The following is an 18,286-nucleotide window of genomic DNA, read 5'->3' on the forward strand; positions in this document are numbered from 1 at the left end:
TCCTCCTCAGTTAACTCTATAAGTATATTCCTTCATCATATCTAAGCATTGTAATTTCCTCAAAGTTATCAATTGGCTCTATATGAGCTTCTTCTTTCATCTTATTAAAATATAATCCATAATCACCACCGGCTTTAAAGGTAAGTGGTGCCCCTCCACCAAATCGAGGATTAATTTCTATAAAGTATACCTCACCTTTCTCATTCAATATGCACTGCATGGTCAAAGGTCCCATGAGGTTTTCATTTACACATTCTTTTTTAAGCTTCTCACATAATTCATTTACCTTTTTAATTATTATTTTATTTTTAACAGTTCTTGTTTTAGAAACTTCACCAGCTCTAACTTCTAATCTTTCTCTTGGAATTGCAAAAATAACACTGCCTTTTAAATCACAAAGAACATCTACAGTAAATTCTGTGCCTTCAATAAATTCCTGTACTATTGCATTTTCCACATATTCTAAAAAGAAGTCCAGCTCTTTTTGGTTTTTTATTTTAAATACACTTTGACTTCCCATACCATTAAAAGGCTTTATTATAAGAGGAAATTTCACATCATAAGGTATATTATTTTTTAAATATGTATTGGGACACTCTATATTATTTTTCTTAAAGAATTCGTATGTTTTCCATTTATCATTGCAAATTTCAATAATGCCTTTACCGCTTAAAATTAATTTTGTTCCTTTTGCTTCAAAGCATGTTCTATAATCGCAAAGCATTGAAAATTCTTTTTCATAAAGCGGCACAAGAAAATCCACTTTCTCTTTTTCACATATATTTAAAATTTGCTCTATGTACCCTTCTTCGCTAAATTTCTTTACCTTGTAAAATTTATCTACAAAGTATCTGGCTGGTGCCATTTCAGATGCATCTGTGCCTATAATTTTACAGCTATTTTTAAGCCACTTAATGAGCTGTACTCTCTTACCTATAGCTGTTAAAAGTATATTCATATCAATCTCCTCTCTGTATGTGTACGACTTGAAACATAGAAATTGCAAATACCAAACTTATACTAATAAATTAAAACTTGTAAAACAGAGTGAAGGGTTTTAACTCGCCCTGTTCATTAAAAAACTAACTTTTTCACTTATGTGAAAAGTGAAGGGTTTGACATAGCTTTGCTTGTCAAAGGTGAAAGGTTTTTGCCACAGCAAAAAGTTAAGGAATATTTCTCCGCTTCACTACGAAAAATAAATAATTTAAATAAGTTAAAGATTTTTCCACAGTAAAACGGAGGAAAATCACCCTTAACTTTTTATCGAAGGTAAAAAAGTTAACCTTTTATGTGCACAGCATCGTAAAACCCTTCACTGCAGTCCTCTACAAATTCTAATTTATCAAGATTAACTTGAAATTTATAATTTTCAAATTGTAGTCTGTTCATTTACAAACCTTTTTTTGTTTTACGTCGGAATTAATTAATGCAAGCTCTTTGTTGTTATCCAAAAATTTAATTACATCTTTTGAAGATACAAATTCATCTTTAAAGTGATTATATATTTCACTAATCAGTTTAAAATCATCTTCAGTGTCAACACATAATCTGTAATTTTTTTTATAAAAGCTGCTTCCTTTAACATATCCTATTTTAAATCTATCAGGATTTCTATACATATAAAGAGTTACGTGTTCCTTATACATATCTATTTCTTCTTTTGAAATGCCTTTATAATTTTCATGAACAGCATAATATGCCTTATTAAGTGCAGCTTTAGAAAACACCTCTACATCAAAGCCTCTTACAAAAGTTTCTGGAACATCCAGCCTTACGTAATCATAATCATTACATATAAAATTAGTCACTACATTATCTAATATAACAGCGTCAATTAAAGGACAATCTCCTGTAACCCTTATTATTATACCATCCTTCTCTTTATTATATATGTCTGCTGCTTCTTTATATCTTTCAAGCACATCAGCCTCTGAACCTCTAAATACCTTATAGTTATATTGTTCACATTTATCCACCAGTACTTCTTCTTTTTCGGATATTGATGTAGCTAAAACTATATCATCTATATATTTTGATTTTTTTAGTCTATCCAGTACAGTAATTATCATTGGTTTATCAAGAACTTTCTTTATAACTTTACCAGGAAGTCTTTCTGAGCCCATTCTTGCTTGAACAATACATGTTATTTTTATAGTAATCACCCCATTTTTAATCAGTGCACAATTCACAGTTAGGTTATATTCTACACACAAATAAAAAACGGGAACTACATAGTTGAATTAACAACCCTCTATTCCCGCCTTATTTAAGTTATCGTATAAAATTAGTTTTCGTTTATACCCATACCATAAATATTTCTTTATTATTTAACTTCACGCTAGAATTTTTATACTGTTTATTCTTATTAAAATTATAGATAAGTAAATATCCTTTATCTAAATTTTGAATTTCCAAATAATCATAAAGCTGCTGTAATCCTTTTTTATGATATTCTTCTCCATGCCATATTTTAAGTTCTATAACATATTTATTTTTACCATAAGTAACAACTACATCTAATCTCTTTTCCTGGGAAATTTGAACTTCTTTAAAATCAAAACCTATTCCATTTATAATTGGCTTTAAAAATGCTAGGAAAATAAGTCTACCTTCTCGTTCTAAAAAGCTTGTGTTAATTTCTGAATATTGTTCTTTAATAAATTGCTGAAATTTTAGAAGTATCTTTTGTAAATCAAGCGCATCATTGTCTATAATAAAATTATCTCTAAAATTATAATTGCTCATTTTTACCTTTGCCTCAATTTTAGAAATCATATAGTTATAAATTATTTGTTCATAAATTCTATTGTGAATAGCAACTTTATTATCATCTTCTTTAAATACTCCATAAATTGTTCCTATATTAATAGTAGGATTTAAATTATTATAAACTCTTACTTCACCGTCTATAACAATACTATAAACTTCCCCATATAAATCGCTATTATTCTCTAGGTTCTTTACCAAATCATCAAATAAAGTATTATTTTCCTTCAAAATACACTTAACTGCTTCATCAATATGATGAGTAGTCCATGATTTTTCTTCAGGCTTCAGTATCCTTTCATCTATAATCTGGCATAATCTACTTACTAAAAATGGGTATCCGTTAGTATAATAATAAAGTTTATTTGCAATTTCATCATAGTTCATAGTAATATTTCTTTCCTCATTATACTGATGAAGCATAGATTCAATTTCTTTAGGTTTAAAGCTCAAATCCACTTCAAAATTTACCGCAATATTCCAAGGGCTGTTGTATTTCCTTTCTTCCCTTGGCCTAAGCTTTAATTTTAAATTTTTAACATCATAAACTCCTGTTAATATGACACTTTTAAAAGTATAATCCAAATCATCTCTTGAAAGTAAAAATTTATTTCTAAGCATGCCTAAAAAACTTAAAAATAATTGATTATTACTGCTTTTATCAACCTCATCAATAAAAAGAATTACTTCCTTTTCCGAATTCACTACAAATTCTGTAATAGCCTCAGAAACATCTTCTAAATTCCTTGAATTTTTACTCATGAGTTTTATTTCTTCTGATTTCCCTTTATCTGTAAATCTTAATGCTTTTGAAAATACATCTAAAATTCTGCTACTAAATATCTCCTCGTCCTTAAAAATTAGGTCACCTAAGCCTTCAAAACTGGTTCGAATAATTAAATATTTATTTTTAAGTCTCCTATATAATTGAGATAATATGGTGGTCTTTCCATACTGCCTTGGTCTATTTATTATAAAATATTCCCCTCTATCAATCATACTTTTAACTTGATTTACCTTACCAGTAACATCTACCATAAAATCTTTTTCTGGAATACAAACACCAGTTGTATTAAATCGTTTCATCTTATTCACCTCAATGCAAGACAAATAGAGAAATAAAAAACAATTCTCAATTTAAGAATTGTTTTTTTATTTTCTTATTATTAGTATATCATGAAATTTATATTCCATACAGTCTTTTATTAGTTAAAAATGGAAAGTGGAGAATTGAGAGTTATGGTTGCTATTTTTTTAAATGCAAAAGTTGAATTATATTTATTAATTCTTTTAAATTATTTATTGTAAAGTCAGCTTCATAGCCTTTCTCTTCTTTAAGTTTCATATTGTCACCAAATTCTCTTATAATTCGTACAGTAAAAAAGCCAACCTTTCTTGCACCAATAAAATCTTTAGTTGGATTATCTCCTACGTATATGGCTTCTTGCGGCTCACATTTAAAATATTTAAGCATTTTTTTATAGGAATATTCATGTGGCTTCCAATACATTCTTCCAAAATCATCGGTCACAATTATCTTATCAAAGTAATTTTCTACTCCTAAGCACTTTATTTTATTCCACTGCACAGACGCTTTTCCATCAGTTATCAGTCCCAGTTTATAATTATATCTCAATTTTTCTAAAATATAATATGCGTCATCATATAAATTAAGTTTACACTTAGCATTTCTATATATAAAAACCAAGTCATTCATCGCTTCAATAAATCCACATTTTTCACACAGCACATTAAAAATCTTACCCCTGCCATATTCATTTAAAATGTTCAGCATTTTGCTTTGCAATTCCTTGCTATCAATTAAATATTTATGTGATAAGTATTCTGCTACTGCTTTAAATCCATTCTGTACAAACTGAAATTCATTATACAATGTATCATCTAGGTCAAATACAATTAATTTTATCATATATAAAGTTCCTCACAAAAAGTAAATTAATAAAAGAGCACTCTCTGTAATACATAGCGTTTTGGCGTTAACCAATTACCATTTTAAAGCTAATAAGAGTACTCTTCGTAATATTTAGTTATCAATAATTTCCTTAGTATTTTTATGTTGCCAGCAGAGTGCTTTCTTTGGGGTATAGAAGGATAATGGGCAGAGCCCAAACCTCGTATCCTTAGCTAGCATCAATTCTTAGTATTTCTGTGTTGCCAACAGAGTGTTTATTTATGGTTATAGAAGGATAATGGGCAGAGCCCAAACCTCGTATATGATTATACTTTTTTTTTCTAAGCTTTATATCTTAATTTACAGAGCAATTGTTCTATAGTTCTAGAAGGATAATGGGCGAAGCCCAAACCTCGTATATGATTACTTTACGTTTTGGAGTATTTCAAGAACTTGTTGTGGAAATTTATTCGTTTGAGCCATCATAGCTGTTCCTGCTTGAACTATAATGCTTGTTTTAGAATACTCCATCATCTCACCAGCTACATCCACATCCATTATACTGCTATCGCCAGACTCAGTTTCATTGCTTATCTCCGATGCATTTGAGATAGTTGAATTTAACCTGTTCTGCAGCGCACCATATTTTCCTCTAGCTCTATCAACAGTATCCAAAGCAGAATCCACAAGATTAATAGCTTTTTCACACCCCTCTTCAGTTGTAATATCTACACTACTTAAGGGATTTCCACTTCCATCCTTAATGCTAGCTGCTTGAAGATCAAAGGTTGGTATATCAATATTTTCTCCTACATTGCTACCAACCATACATTTAAAACTCCCACTTGGATCAGTTAATAAGTTTACATCATTTAGGTTAGTGCTTTTTGCTAAATGATCCGCTTCTTTTATAAGATTACTTACTTCTAATTGTGAATCACTTCTATTTTGAGTATTGTATGTTCCATTTTTATTTTGAACTGCTAAATCTCTAATTCTCTGTAATATTGAACTAATTCCATCCAAAGCACTATCTGTAGTTTGAATAAGACTTACAGCATCTTGAGAATTTGAATTAGCCCTCTGAAGGCTTCTAATTTGCATAGTAAAATTTTCATCTCTTGACAATGCATAAGGATCATCACCTGCGGTACTAATCCTTAAGCCAGAAGATATATGTGCCATTGCCTTAGTTTGCTCCGCAAGGGCGGATTTATACCTTGTAAAAATATTGAAAGATGCCATATTATGACCTACTATCATTATAATCAACTCCAAAAAATAATTATCAATTATTTAAGTTATCGTATATAACTCACTTAACTTTAGGTTTTGCTTTTAAAATTAACTTTGATAATCATTTGAAAAATCAAATTAGATTTCACCTTTATAAAACTTTAAAAGATGAATAATTTTTTAAAGCAAATTTACAATTTTCAATATTACAATTGCTTTTTTAACATCATAGGAACTTACTAAAAATGCCTCTTTTAACACATCATACTTTGCTTGTTCAACAAAAAAAATATTTTGTCCATAATCTAAAATATATTGTTTAATTTCTTTATCTATTGCCTGCAGAGAATTTGTATTAATTTTAGAATTTTTATTCACATATGCTTTAAAAGTATCGAACCATATTCCCATAACTACATATTCAATAACAGGTCTTAATATACTATAAAGCCTTTCCTTTTTCATATTATTTAAATATTCTCTGCAAAAAGTGTTATTTATATCAAAATAACTTGACTTATTTTTTTATTAGAAAATGACTCTGGATTATCACGATAATAATACAGCGTTTTTTCTACTATACCAACTTTCTTTATTCTACAATATAATCTATTTAAAAAATCAACATCTTCAAGCTTCATTTTAGGGATAAACTTTATTTGGGAATTAATAATAAGGTTTCGTTTATATAATTTTGACCATAAAAAGCCACAGGTTATAAACATTTTAACTCTATTATCAAAAGATACTTCTCCTTCCATGCTTTTATTCCAAAGCATCATTTCCTTATTTTTACGTTCACTAAAATATCCACATTCCACAATGTCGTAATCATCTTCGATTGCTTTCTCATATATACATTCATACATTTCTGGTTTAACATAATCATCACTATCAGCAAATGCTAAGTATTCTCCTGACGCATATTCAAGACCAATATTTCTCGCTCCACCAGGCCCCTGATTTTCTTCTAGCTTAATAATAATTACTCTATCTGAATTCTCTTTTTCGAATTTATATAGTATTTCTAAGCTATTATCAGTCGAACAATCATCGACAAAAATAAACTCTATTTCTTTCAAGGTTTGTACAGCTAATGAAGCTGTCATTTCTTCTAAATATTTTGCTGAATTATAAACCGGAATAATTACAGATACCTTACATTTCATATCCATTTCTCCCCTATAAACTTCTTTACTTATATATCAAAATTTTGTTTATTTTTTATTTAAATATATATCATCATCAATATACCTGCTATCGCATTGTTAAATAAAAGAACACTTTCTCCAGTTGATATTTTTATCCCTTGATTACATCCCTTAGGAAATCCAAGGTTTTTATCATTAAATACATTTATTATGTCATCCTGATTTTTGAGCCATTCTTTTGTACCATCATTAGAGCAATTATCAACTACTATTAACTCATAAGTACCTTTTTTGTATTACTTCTAATGCTTTCTATACATTGTTTTGTATATTTAAGTTTATTATATGTTAATATTACAATGCTAGTAATCATATTGATTTCCCCTAAAGTTGAATTTAACCTATTTTATTCCTCATTTATAATATATTTATTATCGAAATTTATACAATTTTCTTTAATATAAAAACAAGGCTTGCGCCTTGTTACTGTGATTTTAATACTTTTAATCTATTTAATGCCAATACATAATTACCACATCTTTTATAATACTTTACTGCCTCATTAACTATTCCTAAACATTCATATATTACACCAATATTATAATCTGCTAAATAAGAATTTACACCTTCAATTTTACATTCATTAGAATTTTTACACTCCCCAAACTTAGCCACAGCTTCTCTAAATCTTGCATTATTCATATAAATAAGTGCCATAACAAAATTAAAATCAGCTACCTTTTTATATACATTTTCATACTTTGATAATTCTAAAGCTTTCTTATATTTTTTTAGGTTAATCAACGCATAGCCATAGCTTTCAATTAAATCTTCAGCATACTCATAGCTTTTATTTATGCTAAGTTCTAAAGCTTTTTCAAAATTTTTATTTCAGCAGATAAATAATCTTTTTTCCATAAAAAATGTCTTTCCAAGCTGATAAAATAAATAGCTATCCTCAGGCTTTTTTAAAATAGCTTTTTGCAGTAACTCTTTGTTTCTCACAATTTTATTTGTATTATTAATAATATGTTTTTCATAGCCAATATGATTTGCTATTATATCTACATTTACAGTACTATAGTTTTCTTCATTTTTAGAAACTATTTGTTCATGTATAATTCCATCATATTTAAAATATTTTTTATTAAAAAGTCTATTTACTCTTTCAAAAAGCCTCTTTTTACCACTTGAATCTTTAAAACTATTTATTCTTTTTATTCTTCCAACTAGCTTTTCATTTGAATTTATAAATTTTCCTATAGATTTTCCATCAAAAAAATTTACTGCTTCATCTGCATCTAAGACTAAGACCCAATCGTTTTTTGCTTTTTCTATAGAATAATTTCTTGCAGCCGCAAAATCATCACACCATTTAAAATTAAATACTTTATCAGTATATTCTTTTGCAATTTCTACAGTTTCATCCGTAGAACCTGTATCAACTATTATTATTTCATCTACTTTATCTTTAATATTCTTTAAGCAATTCTCTAAATTCTGCTCCTCATTCTTTACTATCATACATAAAGATACCATATTTATCTCCTAAATTTTAAAAAATATTTATTAACTTCTTCATTATTACTACTACATCTATCATCAGTGTGCAAACTTTACAATATATTTTTATTCTAATTACCAACTAATTTATTAAGTTGATCTAATATTTCAATTCTATTATTATCCATCAAATATTTTCTAAACTCGTCTACACCTTCATGAATAAAATTATTTGGATCAAAAATGCTTTCCATAAAACAGTTTATTGCCTTAATCTCCTCCTTCAATTCAACATAACATTTTGCCATCATAAATTTAGGTTTAAAGGTTCCCATACCCAGCATCGATACAAATTCTTTAGTTTCTCCCATTTCTATACATTTTTCAAAATTTTCTACAGCTTTTTTGTATTTCTTTTGTAAAAAAATAGCACCAAGACTTTATATATTGTAAATCAACATATCCTTTATATTTATTATCTGTTAGCAAATTACTTGCAAGCATAATACAATCATCATATTTTTTAAGGTTAATAAGGCATTCACATATCCTCTTAGCCATATCTATTTCATATAACGTAAGTCCTGTAGGATCTCCCCTTTTTAAAATATCATTTGCCTTGAAAAAATATTCAAGAGCCTTTTTATAATTACCAGCAACTTCATAAGATGCTCCTATATTATATCTAACAAAAGGATCATTAGGATTGTCTTTCAGCTGCTTTCTAAGTATTTTTAAATTTCTTTTAGCTTTTTCTCTATCCTTTATAACATTTCCTAAATATCCATAGTGAATAATTTGGGCTATACTACTATCTATCCCATTTCCATTTATTTGATCATCTTTCACATTTAATTGTTCATGTATTCTTCCAAAGTATTTATACCCTCTATTATTTTTAAAAAGTTTAAGATATACTGATGAGTAGACTACATTACTAGTATTTAATATATTATAAAGCGGTATCCTGTATGATTCTGATTTTGCCTTTTCCAATATATTTCTCACTTTATCTACATTACATAGCAATTTTTCATCTGCATCCAGCATAAGTATCCAGTCACCCTTTGCAGCTTCAATTGAAATATTTCTGGCTTTTGAAAAATCATCTTCCCATTTATAATCTATAAGTTTTATATTGCTATTATTAAATTCTCCAATTATTTTTTTAGTTTTATCCGTAGAACCTGTATCAACTATTATAGCCTCATCCGCTAATTTCATTGCATTTTCAAGGCACATTTTTATATATTTTTCTTCATTTTTAACTATCATACAAAGACTAATTTTCATATTAAGCCTCCAATTTACTTGATATTTTATATATCGGCTTTATAATTATATTCTTTAAATATTTACATAAATAAAAATGGCTATAGCATTTTTTACCATAGCAATTTCTAATTCTAATTACTTTTATCTATTATTTATCACACAAATCAATTAACTTCTTATTTAATAATTCAGTAAATTTTTTAGTTCCATTTTTATTTAAATGAGACACATTATAAAAATCTTTATCTGAAAAAACATTGGAAGCAAAGTAATCAAAAACTTCTATGTCAAATTCTTCTTTTATTTTATTCATAATATTTTCATATTCTTTTTTAATCCTATTAGAAAAATTTAAATAGTAGTATTTACTGGTAGGGCAAATTACAATAATCGGAGTAATATTGTACAATTTCAATAGTAAAATATACTCTCGAATAATACCAACATTCTCCTTCACAGTCTCTGGATAATCTTTATCACAATCATGCTCTACTATCCATTTGTTTTTTTCAATTATCTTTTCATCCATAACTTGGCTTATCATATTATTCCACCAGGTATCCTTATTGCCCTTAAAAAAATTATGAAATACAATATTATAATCCTTTTTAAATATTTTCGATGCCACTCGTTCAAATTTAATATAGTTCTCTACCATATCCTTGGCAAACGGATGATTTCTAGTTTTCTTAAAAAAAGGATAATAATTATATACCCTATTCTTTAAGTTACTTTTTGAAAGATCATATTCAAAGCTATAGTAGCTCATTCCTATTACAGCAAATTTAACATTATGTGCCATTTTCTTATTGTCTAATATCAATCTAGCCCATTGGTAATCATAAAATAAATCTTGACTTGAAACAGCTGCATTTATTACATTATAACTTAACTGCGATACATCTATTCCCACTTCTGCATAAGATAAACCTGTTATAAATCCATCAATAGGCTTTTTACAATTAAAATAATAATAATATGCTCTAAAAACTTCATAATCAGAGTAGTGTTTTAGATAATCATTAATATTAATAACTACTTTTTTTTTCTAAGTTACAATTAAAGTAGTCTGATATTATTAAATAATCGTAATTTTACAAAAGAGAGCTCACTTCTTGTAAATATAGGAATATTCTTTATATATTTTCCTTGCATCTCATTATCATTGCTAATAAAAGCAACTATTCTGCATTTTTTTAAATCTACTAATTTTTCAATGTTTATGGATAATTCATTTACACCAGTTACTACAGCGTTTTTAACTCCTGTTATTTTAAAAATATAGCTGTCCAAATCATTATAAAATTTTTCAAACCTTGGAACTAAACGATTTATAAATATATCTTTAATTGAATTATCCTCATTTAATTCATAACCAGAAATTATGCTTTCAAAGCAGGAAGCCAATCCATTAAGACTGTCTGTTATATTATCATTTGGATATTGTGATAAAATAGCTTTAATATTACTATTCAACTCTACTAAATTACTTATTAATAAATTAATATTATTTATAGCTTTTGTTGAATAAATGTTATGTTCCAATTCTTTATTTGTTATATTTAATATAATACTCATATTATTAGCAATCATTTCAAGTTTAAAAAATATATCCATATCACTATATTACTCCCTTATTTCTAGCCATATAAAATTCTTTTATCCGCCATATTAAATGTACTTTCCTTTATAATAAAAGGCCCTTTTGCAAAAGCAAAGAACCTTTTATAAACCTTGAATTATTGTAATAATTTAAGAACTGACTGTGGATTCTGATTAGCTTGTGCAAGCATTGACTGAGCTGCTTGTTGAAGAACATTCTCTTTAGAGTAGTTCATCATTTCTTTAGCCATATCTGTATCAGTTATAGCTGCACTAGCTGAAGTTAAGTTTTGATCTTCAATTGAAAGATTGTTAATTGTATGAGTAAGTCTGTTTTGAACAGCTCCAACATATGATCTTGCAGTTGAAACTGTATCAATTGCAGCTTGAATTGTACTCATAGAAGTAGTTGCAGCTGAATTTGAACTAACATCTAATGCATTTACAGCTAAAGTAGTTGCATCTGATTTAACACTATCAAGAGTAATTGCCATTGAATCATAACCATTAGATGTTGCTCCAACCTGAAATGTTAATGCTCCACTAGCTGACAATAAATTTTGATTGTTGAAGTTTGTTGACTGAGCAATATGATCTATTTCACCTGCAAGTTGATCAATTTCAGATTTTACAGCGGATCTATCTATAGTTACATTAGTATCATTAGCTGCTTGAGTTGCAAGTTCATTCATTCTCTGAAGTATTGACTGAGTTTCATTTAATCCACCTTCAGCAGTCTGTAATAAAGATATACCATCTTGAGCATTGCTTTGAGCTTTATCAAGACCGTTTATTTGTGACTGCATTTTTTGTGAAATTGTAAGTCCTGCTGCATCATCTGCTGCCTTGTTTATTCTCAAACCCGAACTTAATTTCTCCATTGAGTCAGATGCACTCTTAGAATTTTTGTTTAAATAGTTTAATGAACTAATTCCTGGTAAATTGTGATTAATTATCATTTTAAATTCCTCCTTGAATTTGCATTGGGAATCCTTTCCCAAAATTAATTTTTTTATTTTTATAAGGTTTTAAATCTCATGGCCACTTAATTTTAAACCTTATTAATTGCTTATACTATTTTATCGTTGGTCATATATAATACTTTATAGTTTTTAATAAATTTTTTTCATTAAAAAATAGAGAATTTCCAGAAAAACCATTATAGTATTTTTTTCTAATAAATTTATCTTTACTTATATCTTCAAGTTTTTCTTTTATGTCCTTCATGTTTTTCACAGTAAGTTCTTTTATTTTAACATCTAATTCCATAATATCTGTATTTTTTAGTTCTTTAGCTACATCATCTTTTGTATAAGCTTGAGGATTTTCTTTAAAAATTTCAAATTATTTTTTTTCTATCTTCTAATAAACCATTTATCTTATCAAAATCCCCACTGTTAAAGCAATTCAGAATATCTAAAGTTTTTTGCCTAAACTTCGCTATCAGAGTTTTAGTATCTTCCATGGTATATTACTTCCTTTCAATATTTAACGGAATTATATTCATGAAGAACTACTGCTTAGCATTGAAGACAAATAACTTTGCTGACTACTTAACTGAGAAAGTATAGATTGTAAAGTACTAAACTTCGTATTATACATTTTAGCATCATTCGTCATTTTAGTTTTGAAATCAGTAACAGCCTGTGCTTCATTTTTTAGCTCATTGTATAAAGTATTTTTAGTTTCAGAAAGTGTATTTGGCATTCCTGCTTTCGTCAAAAGAAGGCCTTGGTTTCCATTTTTATCAACATAAGTTCCTGCATATTTTTGCTCTATATCACTAAGTCTTTGAAATATGCCCTCTTCGCTGTTTCTTTGAGTCATTGCCTTACTCACAGCTTGACTATCTGTTGTAGTGTCTAAACCTAAAACTCCAGTGTAACTTGGATAACTAGATGAAGTTTGGGTAAATAAACTTACTACCTGCTGAGGATTGTTTTGCAGTGCTGTCGTAAGTTTTTTTACATCAAGGGTTAGCTTTCCACCTTGGGTTGGATCATCAGATGTAGATAATCCAACGCTTGCCATTGTAAGACCATTTCCACTTACAGGAGTATAAAAAGCTGATCTCATGGCACTCAGCATACCTGTAAGTTCACTGTCGTTTGCCAAAAGCCCCTGCTGAGCTTTTTGATTCCACGCTGTAATTTGACTGTCAGTCATCTGTGATTCTTGAGAAGAAGTTAACGGACTATAACTGTAGTCTTTTTTTTTCATTTGTAACAGATTGAATTCCATCAATTAAATTATTATAAGCATTGACAAAGCTTTGAATTTTATCTACAACAGAAGATACATCTTGGTTTACATTTATAGTAACTGGACTGCCATCCGCAATATTGCTAGTAAAATTATATGCAACACCATCAATTGTAAACTTATTTGAAGAATTTGTTATTTCTGTTGCTTCAGTATCTCCAGGTTCCATTATTTTAAATGTTCCATCAGTTCCAGCAGTTCCAGTTGAGGTGCCACTTGAAGTTTGTGATACACTAGTAGTCCCTGCTGCCAACCCAAAAGCATTATTAAAAAAGCTCTGAGCTTCACTTCCATCAGCATAACTTATGCTCATAGCTGTGCTTCCAGTTTCTAAAGCACTAATTTTGCCCGTTGAAGCATCATAGCTAAATAATGAACCTGTTAAGGATGACAAATCACTCATAAGAGATCCAATTGATTTACTGGTGTCTACTGTATAGCTTAAGCTTTTTCCATTAAAATCAAAAGTTAACGTACTCCCATTTATTAGCCCTAAATTTGTAGCCGAAATTGCAGTTGAAGCTGATGCTACTGAATCTTTAGTAGGGTTCTCAACAATACTGCTGCCAGTCACGCTAGTTGATCCATCTGCAGATTTTATATTAGTAGTGCCTGCTGTCATTCCAAAGGCATCGTTAAAAAATGCTTGAGCACTGCTGCCATCAGAATATGATATATTAACGCTTTTGCCCGTAGCTGCTTTAGCAGTAATATTACCTGTTGACGCATTGTAGCTAAAAGTATCCCCTGTTAAAGATGTCAAATCGCTCATAAGAGTTGTAACAGATTTGCTGGTATCCACTGTATAAGTTTTAGTTACACCATCTACTTGAAAGGACAATATATCCCCATTTGTCAACTTTAAACTTGTATCTGATATTTTATCTGAAGCTGCTGCGGCTGTACTTTTTATAACACCACTGCCATCTATTCTAGCAGTATTGGCTGTAGCCACAGTTCCACTACTTGTTGTTATTCCAAAACTAGAGAAAAAATCAGCACCATCACTTACATTTTGTATATTTACATTTTGATCTTTCCCAGTGCTTTGTGTTGAAATACTAAATTTTCCGGTAAGCTCACTATAATTAAAATTAAGACCAGTCAAAGATGTTAAATCCTGCATAACACTGCCGATTGACGAACTTGACTTTAGGTCATAACTCATAGCTTTTCCATTAATAGAAAATGAAATAGTGCCATCCTTAACCCCCATTGTTGATATTGCATCAGAAGCTGAAGCTGTTTTACCGCTTGTATTTTTCAATGCACTACTGCCTATGCTTGCAACTGTTGCTAATGTTGCTGAAGTAACAGTATAATTTCCTGTTTTCGCAGTATTTAGAGAAGATACACTAAGTGCATTTGTATTTGATGACGTTGCTGCATTCACAGAAAAGCTATTTGGTGAAAGTACATAATCACTAGACAATACATCAAAATATTTACTGCTAAAGCTTTGAAGATTTGTAATTATAGATCTATACCTATCCTGCATCCATTGTGACTGCTGTTGTTTTGCAAGCAAGCTGTTAAGTTTAATAACATCTGATGCCATTGATTCGTTAACCATGCTGTTAACATCAATTCCAGACATTTGAGAAACTAAGCTTTGCGAATAAGAGCTTGACGACGATGAACTGCCGCTTTTACTTGTACCACTCGTTGATGAATACTTTGAAGACGTTGTATCTGTTCCAGCTAAATCATTTGAACTATACCCAACTGCATATGGATTTGTTGTTGTACTAGAAACTGTTGTACTCATATATTTATCACTCCTTTATCTCGCTTTTATAGAAGCTTTGTAAGCTTCATTCCAGGTATCTTTCACTTCCTCTATAATAGGAATGGTTTTATCCAATAAAGATAAATCCTTTTTTATGTTTGCATTAACTAGACTGTCTACTATGAATTTGTAAACAGATAATAGGCTAGCTCCCCACTCTCCCGCCTGCGTTAAATCAAGAGTTACAATCAACTCATAAAATATATTCTGAGTCTTCTTTAGGTTTTCATTACACTTTTGGTAATTTTTATCAGCCAAGGCTTGTCTGCCTATCTTAGCAAACTTAACAGCACCATCCAGCAGCATTAATAGTAATTGATCCTTTGAAGCAAAGTTTACGCTATTTTGTTTGTATTGGTTATAAGCATTTTTAGCATACATTATAGAACCTCTACCTCCTAATATCTAAATAATTTCCTTTTTCTAAAGCTCCACTTGAAGAGTTGTCTTTATTTAGTTCTGCATCCACAACAACTTTGTTACTCTTAACTGCTGTTATCACTATCTTATTATTCTTTGATCTATTCTTTGGTATTATAAATTCTTTATCGTCTTCATTGTCATTATTTCTATTGTTTTTTTTATGCTGCTTATTTCCATTGTACTTCTTTACAGACTGCACTTCACCTTTTGGATGTACTCTGTGTTCTTCAGTAGATTGATTAATTCTTTCCCTTATTTCCATATCAACCTTATTTAATATGTCTTCCAACATTATAGTACCTCCTCACAGCAAATTAAGCTTTTTTGTTTACAATGAGCCCAGCCATTTCACAAAATTGAGCTACCATATCCAAAATCTTTTTCGATGGTATCTCATTTATGACTTCTTTTGTATTATTGTCAACTACCTTCATAATTGTTATATATTTAAAATTTTCATCCTGCTCGTATTCCATATGAACATCTTTATCCTTTAAAAGATCATTTACCACTTTTACTGCTTTTTTTACATCATTTTCACTTATAGGTTTATCTGCAAAACTTTTATCCTGTGAAACACTGCTTTGTGAACCAATTTGTATATTTACATTATTACTTACTAAGTTGTTATCGACATTATATAGATTTTGTCCTCCATGACTTATAGCTTCAACATCCATATTTTTAACACCTCTACTTATTTTTTATATCCTTCAATATAGTACTATCAATTGAAATTGATTTTTTATTTTCTTCGATAACTTCTTTATACAACTCCTTTCTTAAAATCTTTATATCTCTTGGAGCATTAATAGCTAATTTAACTGAACCATCATCAATTTTAACAACAACAATTTCTACATTATCACCTATAAGAATAGATTCATCTTTTTTTCTTGTAATAACCAGCATTTTTATTCCTCCTTAAAAGAGGGTATTTTATAGAGTACTTTTCATTATCTAATATTAATTGTTCCCCTATTTTTTCTTTAATATTTATTAAAATAGGTGCTTTTAAATTTGTAGTTATTTTTTTTATATCACTATTAACGCATACTGTAGTTAAAACAACTATATCTGATTTGTCTTTTATCTTTAAGCCTTCAATTTCATTATCTTCCAGTTTAAATTCATAATCTTTCATTGCATAGAAAGGTGAAACTAAAATCAATCCTATTTCCATATTTTCAATGGAATGAAGCATACTAAAAACATTATTTTCTTCCATGGGAAATATTATAAATTTTTTTAAATTTTCAAAGCCGGGTAAACCCTTATTAAACGTTATTACATCATTTTCTTCGTACTCCCTAACACCGTGATATTTAGTATACAATTTCATCTTCTACACCTCTATTATAGATAATCTATCAATGTGTGCTGTAATATTTTAGCGCTTGTTTGAAGTGAAGCTAAATAGGTTGTTTGAGCTTGAGCATACTGCATTGTTATTTGTGCATAATCGACATCATTAGTGCTTGCCAAAACCTGTGTCAAACTTGTATTTTCACTTTCATTTTCACTGCTAGCACTTTTCATTCTGTTTTCAAGTGCACCAACTTCAGTACGAATACCAGATGCATTGCTTATGGCATCCTTTATATCACTAAGATCACTGCCTATTAGGCTTGAAACATCCCCTGAATCCAAATGCGTTGTTATATTACTTAAAATAGTTCTTAAATCTTTAGATACGCCAGCATCATTCTTAAATTCCATTACATCTGACGCCGTAAAATTATAGTTAATTGAAACACCATCAGAAATTTCAACAGAAAGTTTTGCTTTTATCATTCCAAGCTGATTTGTTTCATCAGAAGTAGGTGCAGCTCCAGCTGGCATTTTTGTTACTCCATCCTTATTGGCATAGCTCAATTGTTGATTTCCCTTTGCATCTGTAGTAACAAGGGTAGGCTTATCTGTACCACGATTTCCTCCAAATATATATTTTCCATCATAAGTTGTATTTAGTATTTGAGATACTTGATTTATATTAGAATTTATTTCATCCTTAATAGCCTGTTGTTGTTCAGCCCCATATGCTGGATCACCAGTTGAAACTAAAAGCTCATTTATTCTTTGAAGTACACTATTTATTTGTCCTAAACTAGTATCTGTTACACTTAACCATTGATTTGTATTATTTATATTAGTATTGTACTGCTTATTCTTTATAACTTCATTGTTTATTTGCATAATTCTTGCTGCACCTAGAGGATTATCCGATGCTTTATTTATGAGAGTTCCACTTCCCATTTGGTTTTGATAAACTCCCATATTTTCAAGATTATTACCTAAATCATAAAGAAAATTATTTGAAAGCATACTATTTGTTACTCGCATATATTGTCACCTCCATGTTAA

General features: G+C 29.2%; 24 protein-coding genes. All 24 read right to left on the reverse strand.

The features are described 5' to 3' along the window. Nucleotides 1-16: 16 nt before the first annotated feature. Nucleotides 17-958, reverse strand: a complete 942-nt coding sequence (locus tag AGR56_RS02275; RefSeq protein WP_053240974.1) for an ATP-grasp domain-containing protein — start codon at nucleotides 956-958, stop codon at nucleotides 17-19. Nucleotides 959-1,388: 430 nt separating this feature from the next. Beyond that, complete coding sequence (locus AGR56_RS02280; protein WP_053243261.1) at nucleotides 1,389-2,156, reverse strand: glycosyltransferase family protein; 768 nt, start codon at nucleotides 2,154-2,156, stop codon at nucleotides 1,389-1,391. A 142-nt stretch (nucleotides 2,157-2,298) separates the two neighbouring features. Then, complete coding sequence (locus tag AGR56_RS02285) at nucleotides 2,299-3,855, reverse strand: AAA family ATPase (RefSeq protein WP_053240975.1); 1,557 nt, start codon at nucleotides 3,853-3,855, stop codon at nucleotides 2,299-2,301. A 160-nt stretch (nucleotides 3,856-4,015) separates the two neighbouring features. Then, nucleotides 4,016-4,699 carry an HAD-IA family hydrolase gene (locus AGR56_RS02290; RefSeq protein WP_053240976.1) on the reverse strand — a complete coding sequence of 228 codons (684 nt, stop codon included), beginning with the start codon at nucleotides 4,697-4,699 and terminating at the stop codon, nucleotides 4,016-4,018. A 405-nt stretch (nucleotides 4,700-5,104) separates the two neighbouring features. After that, on the reverse strand, nucleotides 5,105-5,944 hold the full coding sequence (locus AGR56_RS02295; protein ID WP_053240977.1) for a flagellin: 840 nt from the start codon (nucleotides 5,942-5,944) through the stop codon (nucleotides 5,105-5,107). A 153-nt stretch (nucleotides 5,945-6,097) separates the two neighbouring features. Further along, nucleotides 6,098-6,382, reverse strand: coding sequence for a hypothetical protein (locus AGR56_RS02300; RefSeq protein WP_053240978.1), 285 nt, complete (start codon nucleotides 6,380-6,382; stop codon nucleotides 6,098-6,100). A gap of 32 nt (nucleotides 6,383-6,414) precedes the next feature. Further along, on the reverse strand, nucleotides 6,415-7,086 hold the full coding sequence (locus AGR56_RS02305) for a glycosyltransferase (RefSeq protein ID WP_053240979.1): 672 nt from the start codon (nucleotides 7,084-7,086) through the stop codon (nucleotides 6,415-6,417). A 59-nt stretch (nucleotides 7,087-7,145) separates the two neighbouring features. After that, on the reverse strand, nucleotides 7,146-7,340 hold the full coding sequence (locus AGR56_RS19285) for a glycosyltransferase (RefSeq protein WP_242851525.1): 195 nt from the start codon (nucleotides 7,338-7,340) through the stop codon (nucleotides 7,146-7,148). A 211-nt stretch (nucleotides 7,341-7,551) separates the two neighbouring features. After that, the gene (locus AGR56_RS23190; RefSeq protein WP_347460372.1) at nucleotides 7,552-7,872 is read right to left on the reverse strand and encodes a hypothetical protein; all 321 of its coding nucleotides are present in this window, start codon (nucleotides 7,870-7,872) and stop codon (nucleotides 7,552-7,554) included. Nucleotides 7,873-7,959: 87 nt separating this feature from the next. Beyond that, the gene (locus AGR56_RS23195; protein WP_347460373.1) at nucleotides 7,960-8,607 is read right to left on the reverse strand and encodes a glycosyltransferase family 2 protein; all 648 of its coding nucleotides are present in this window, start codon (nucleotides 8,605-8,607) and stop codon (nucleotides 7,960-7,962) included. Nucleotides 8,608-8,702: 95 nt separating this feature from the next. Beyond that, nucleotides 8,703-8,942, reverse strand: a complete 240-nt coding sequence (locus AGR56_RS02315; protein ID WP_157055642.1) for a hypothetical protein — start codon at nucleotides 8,940-8,942, stop codon at nucleotides 8,703-8,705. A 13-nt stretch (nucleotides 8,943-8,955) separates the two neighbouring features. Next, entirely contained in the window at nucleotides 8,956-9,864 is a 909-nt protein-coding gene (locus AGR56_RS02320; RefSeq protein ID WP_053240981.1) for a glycosyltransferase family 2 protein, read from the reverse strand. 130 nt (nucleotides 9,865-9,994) lie between these two features. Next, on the reverse strand, nucleotides 9,995-10,759 hold the full coding sequence (locus AGR56_RS02325; RefSeq protein ID WP_053240982.1) for a hypothetical protein: 765 nt from the start codon (nucleotides 10,757-10,759) through the stop codon (nucleotides 9,995-9,997). 146 nt (nucleotides 10,760-10,905) lie between these two features. Next, nucleotides 10,906-11,463 (reverse strand): hypothetical protein, encoded by a 558-nt coding sequence (locus tag AGR56_RS02330; protein WP_053240983.1) that lies wholly within the window; start codon nucleotides 11,461-11,463, stop codon nucleotides 10,906-10,908. Nucleotides 11,464-11,585: 122 nt separating this feature from the next. Beyond that, nucleotides 11,586-12,407, reverse strand: a complete 822-nt coding sequence (locus AGR56_RS02335; protein WP_053240984.1) for a flagellin — start codon at nucleotides 12,405-12,407, stop codon at nucleotides 11,586-11,588. A 130-nt stretch (nucleotides 12,408-12,537) separates the two neighbouring features. Next, nucleotides 12,538-12,717: a hypothetical protein gene (locus AGR56_RS02340; protein WP_053240985.1), complete on the reverse strand. Its 180-nt coding sequence runs from the start codon at nucleotides 12,715-12,717 to the stop codon at nucleotides 12,538-12,540. Nucleotides 12,718-12,951: 234 nt separating this feature from the next. Then, the gene (gene fliD, locus AGR56_RS02345; RefSeq protein WP_053240986.1) at nucleotides 12,952-13,668 is read right to left on the reverse strand and encodes a flagellar filament capping protein FliD; all 717 of its coding nucleotides are present in this window, start codon (nucleotides 13,666-13,668) and stop codon (nucleotides 12,952-12,954) included. Beyond that, nucleotides 13,643-15,478, reverse strand: a complete 1,836-nt coding sequence (fliD, locus tag AGR56_RS02350; protein WP_053240987.1) for a flagellar filament capping protein FliD — start codon at nucleotides 15,476-15,478, stop codon at nucleotides 13,643-13,645. Before fliD (AGR56_RS02350) ends, fliD (AGR56_RS02345) begins: the two co-directional genes overlap by 26 nt. A 15-nt stretch (nucleotides 15,479-15,493) precedes the next feature. Beyond that, nucleotides 15,494-15,880, reverse strand: coding sequence for a flagellar export chaperone FliS (fliS, locus tag AGR56_RS02355; protein WP_053240988.1), 387 nt, complete (start codon nucleotides 15,878-15,880; stop codon nucleotides 15,494-15,496). 10 nt (nucleotides 15,881-15,890) lie between these two features. After that, the gene (locus AGR56_RS02360) at nucleotides 15,891-16,214 is read right to left on the reverse strand and encodes a hypothetical protein (protein ID WP_053240989.1); all 324 of its coding nucleotides are present in this window, start codon (nucleotides 16,212-16,214) and stop codon (nucleotides 15,891-15,893) included. 22 nt (nucleotides 16,215-16,236) lie between these two features. Then, complete coding sequence (locus AGR56_RS02365; RefSeq protein ID WP_053240990.1) at nucleotides 16,237-16,602, reverse strand: flagellar protein FlaG; 366 nt, start codon at nucleotides 16,600-16,602, stop codon at nucleotides 16,237-16,239. Nucleotides 16,603-16,615: 13 nt separating this feature from the next. Further along, nucleotides 16,616-16,834 carry a carbon storage regulator CsrA gene (csrA, locus tag AGR56_RS02370; protein ID WP_053240991.1) on the reverse strand — a complete coding sequence of 73 codons (219 nt, stop codon included), beginning with the start codon at nucleotides 16,832-16,834 and terminating at the stop codon, nucleotides 16,616-16,618. Next, nucleotides 16,806-17,264, reverse strand: coding sequence for a flagellar assembly protein FliW (fliW, locus tag AGR56_RS02375; RefSeq protein ID WP_053240992.1), 459 nt, complete (start codon nucleotides 17,262-17,264; stop codon nucleotides 16,806-16,808). The genes csrA and fliW overlap by 29 nt, the downstream gene beginning before the upstream one ends. Before the next feature lie 14 nt (nucleotides 17,265-17,278). Then, entirely contained in the window at nucleotides 17,279-18,265 is a 987-nt protein-coding gene (gene flgL / locus AGR56_RS02380; RefSeq protein ID WP_053240993.1) for a flagellar hook-associated protein FlgL, read from the reverse strand. Nucleotides 18,266-18,286 lie beyond the last annotated feature (21 nt).

It is taken from the genome of Clostridium sp. DMHC 10, assembly GCF_001270375.1.
Classification (GTDB): Bacteria; Bacillota; Clostridia; order Clostridiales; family Clostridiaceae; genus Clostridium_S; species Clostridium_S guangxiense.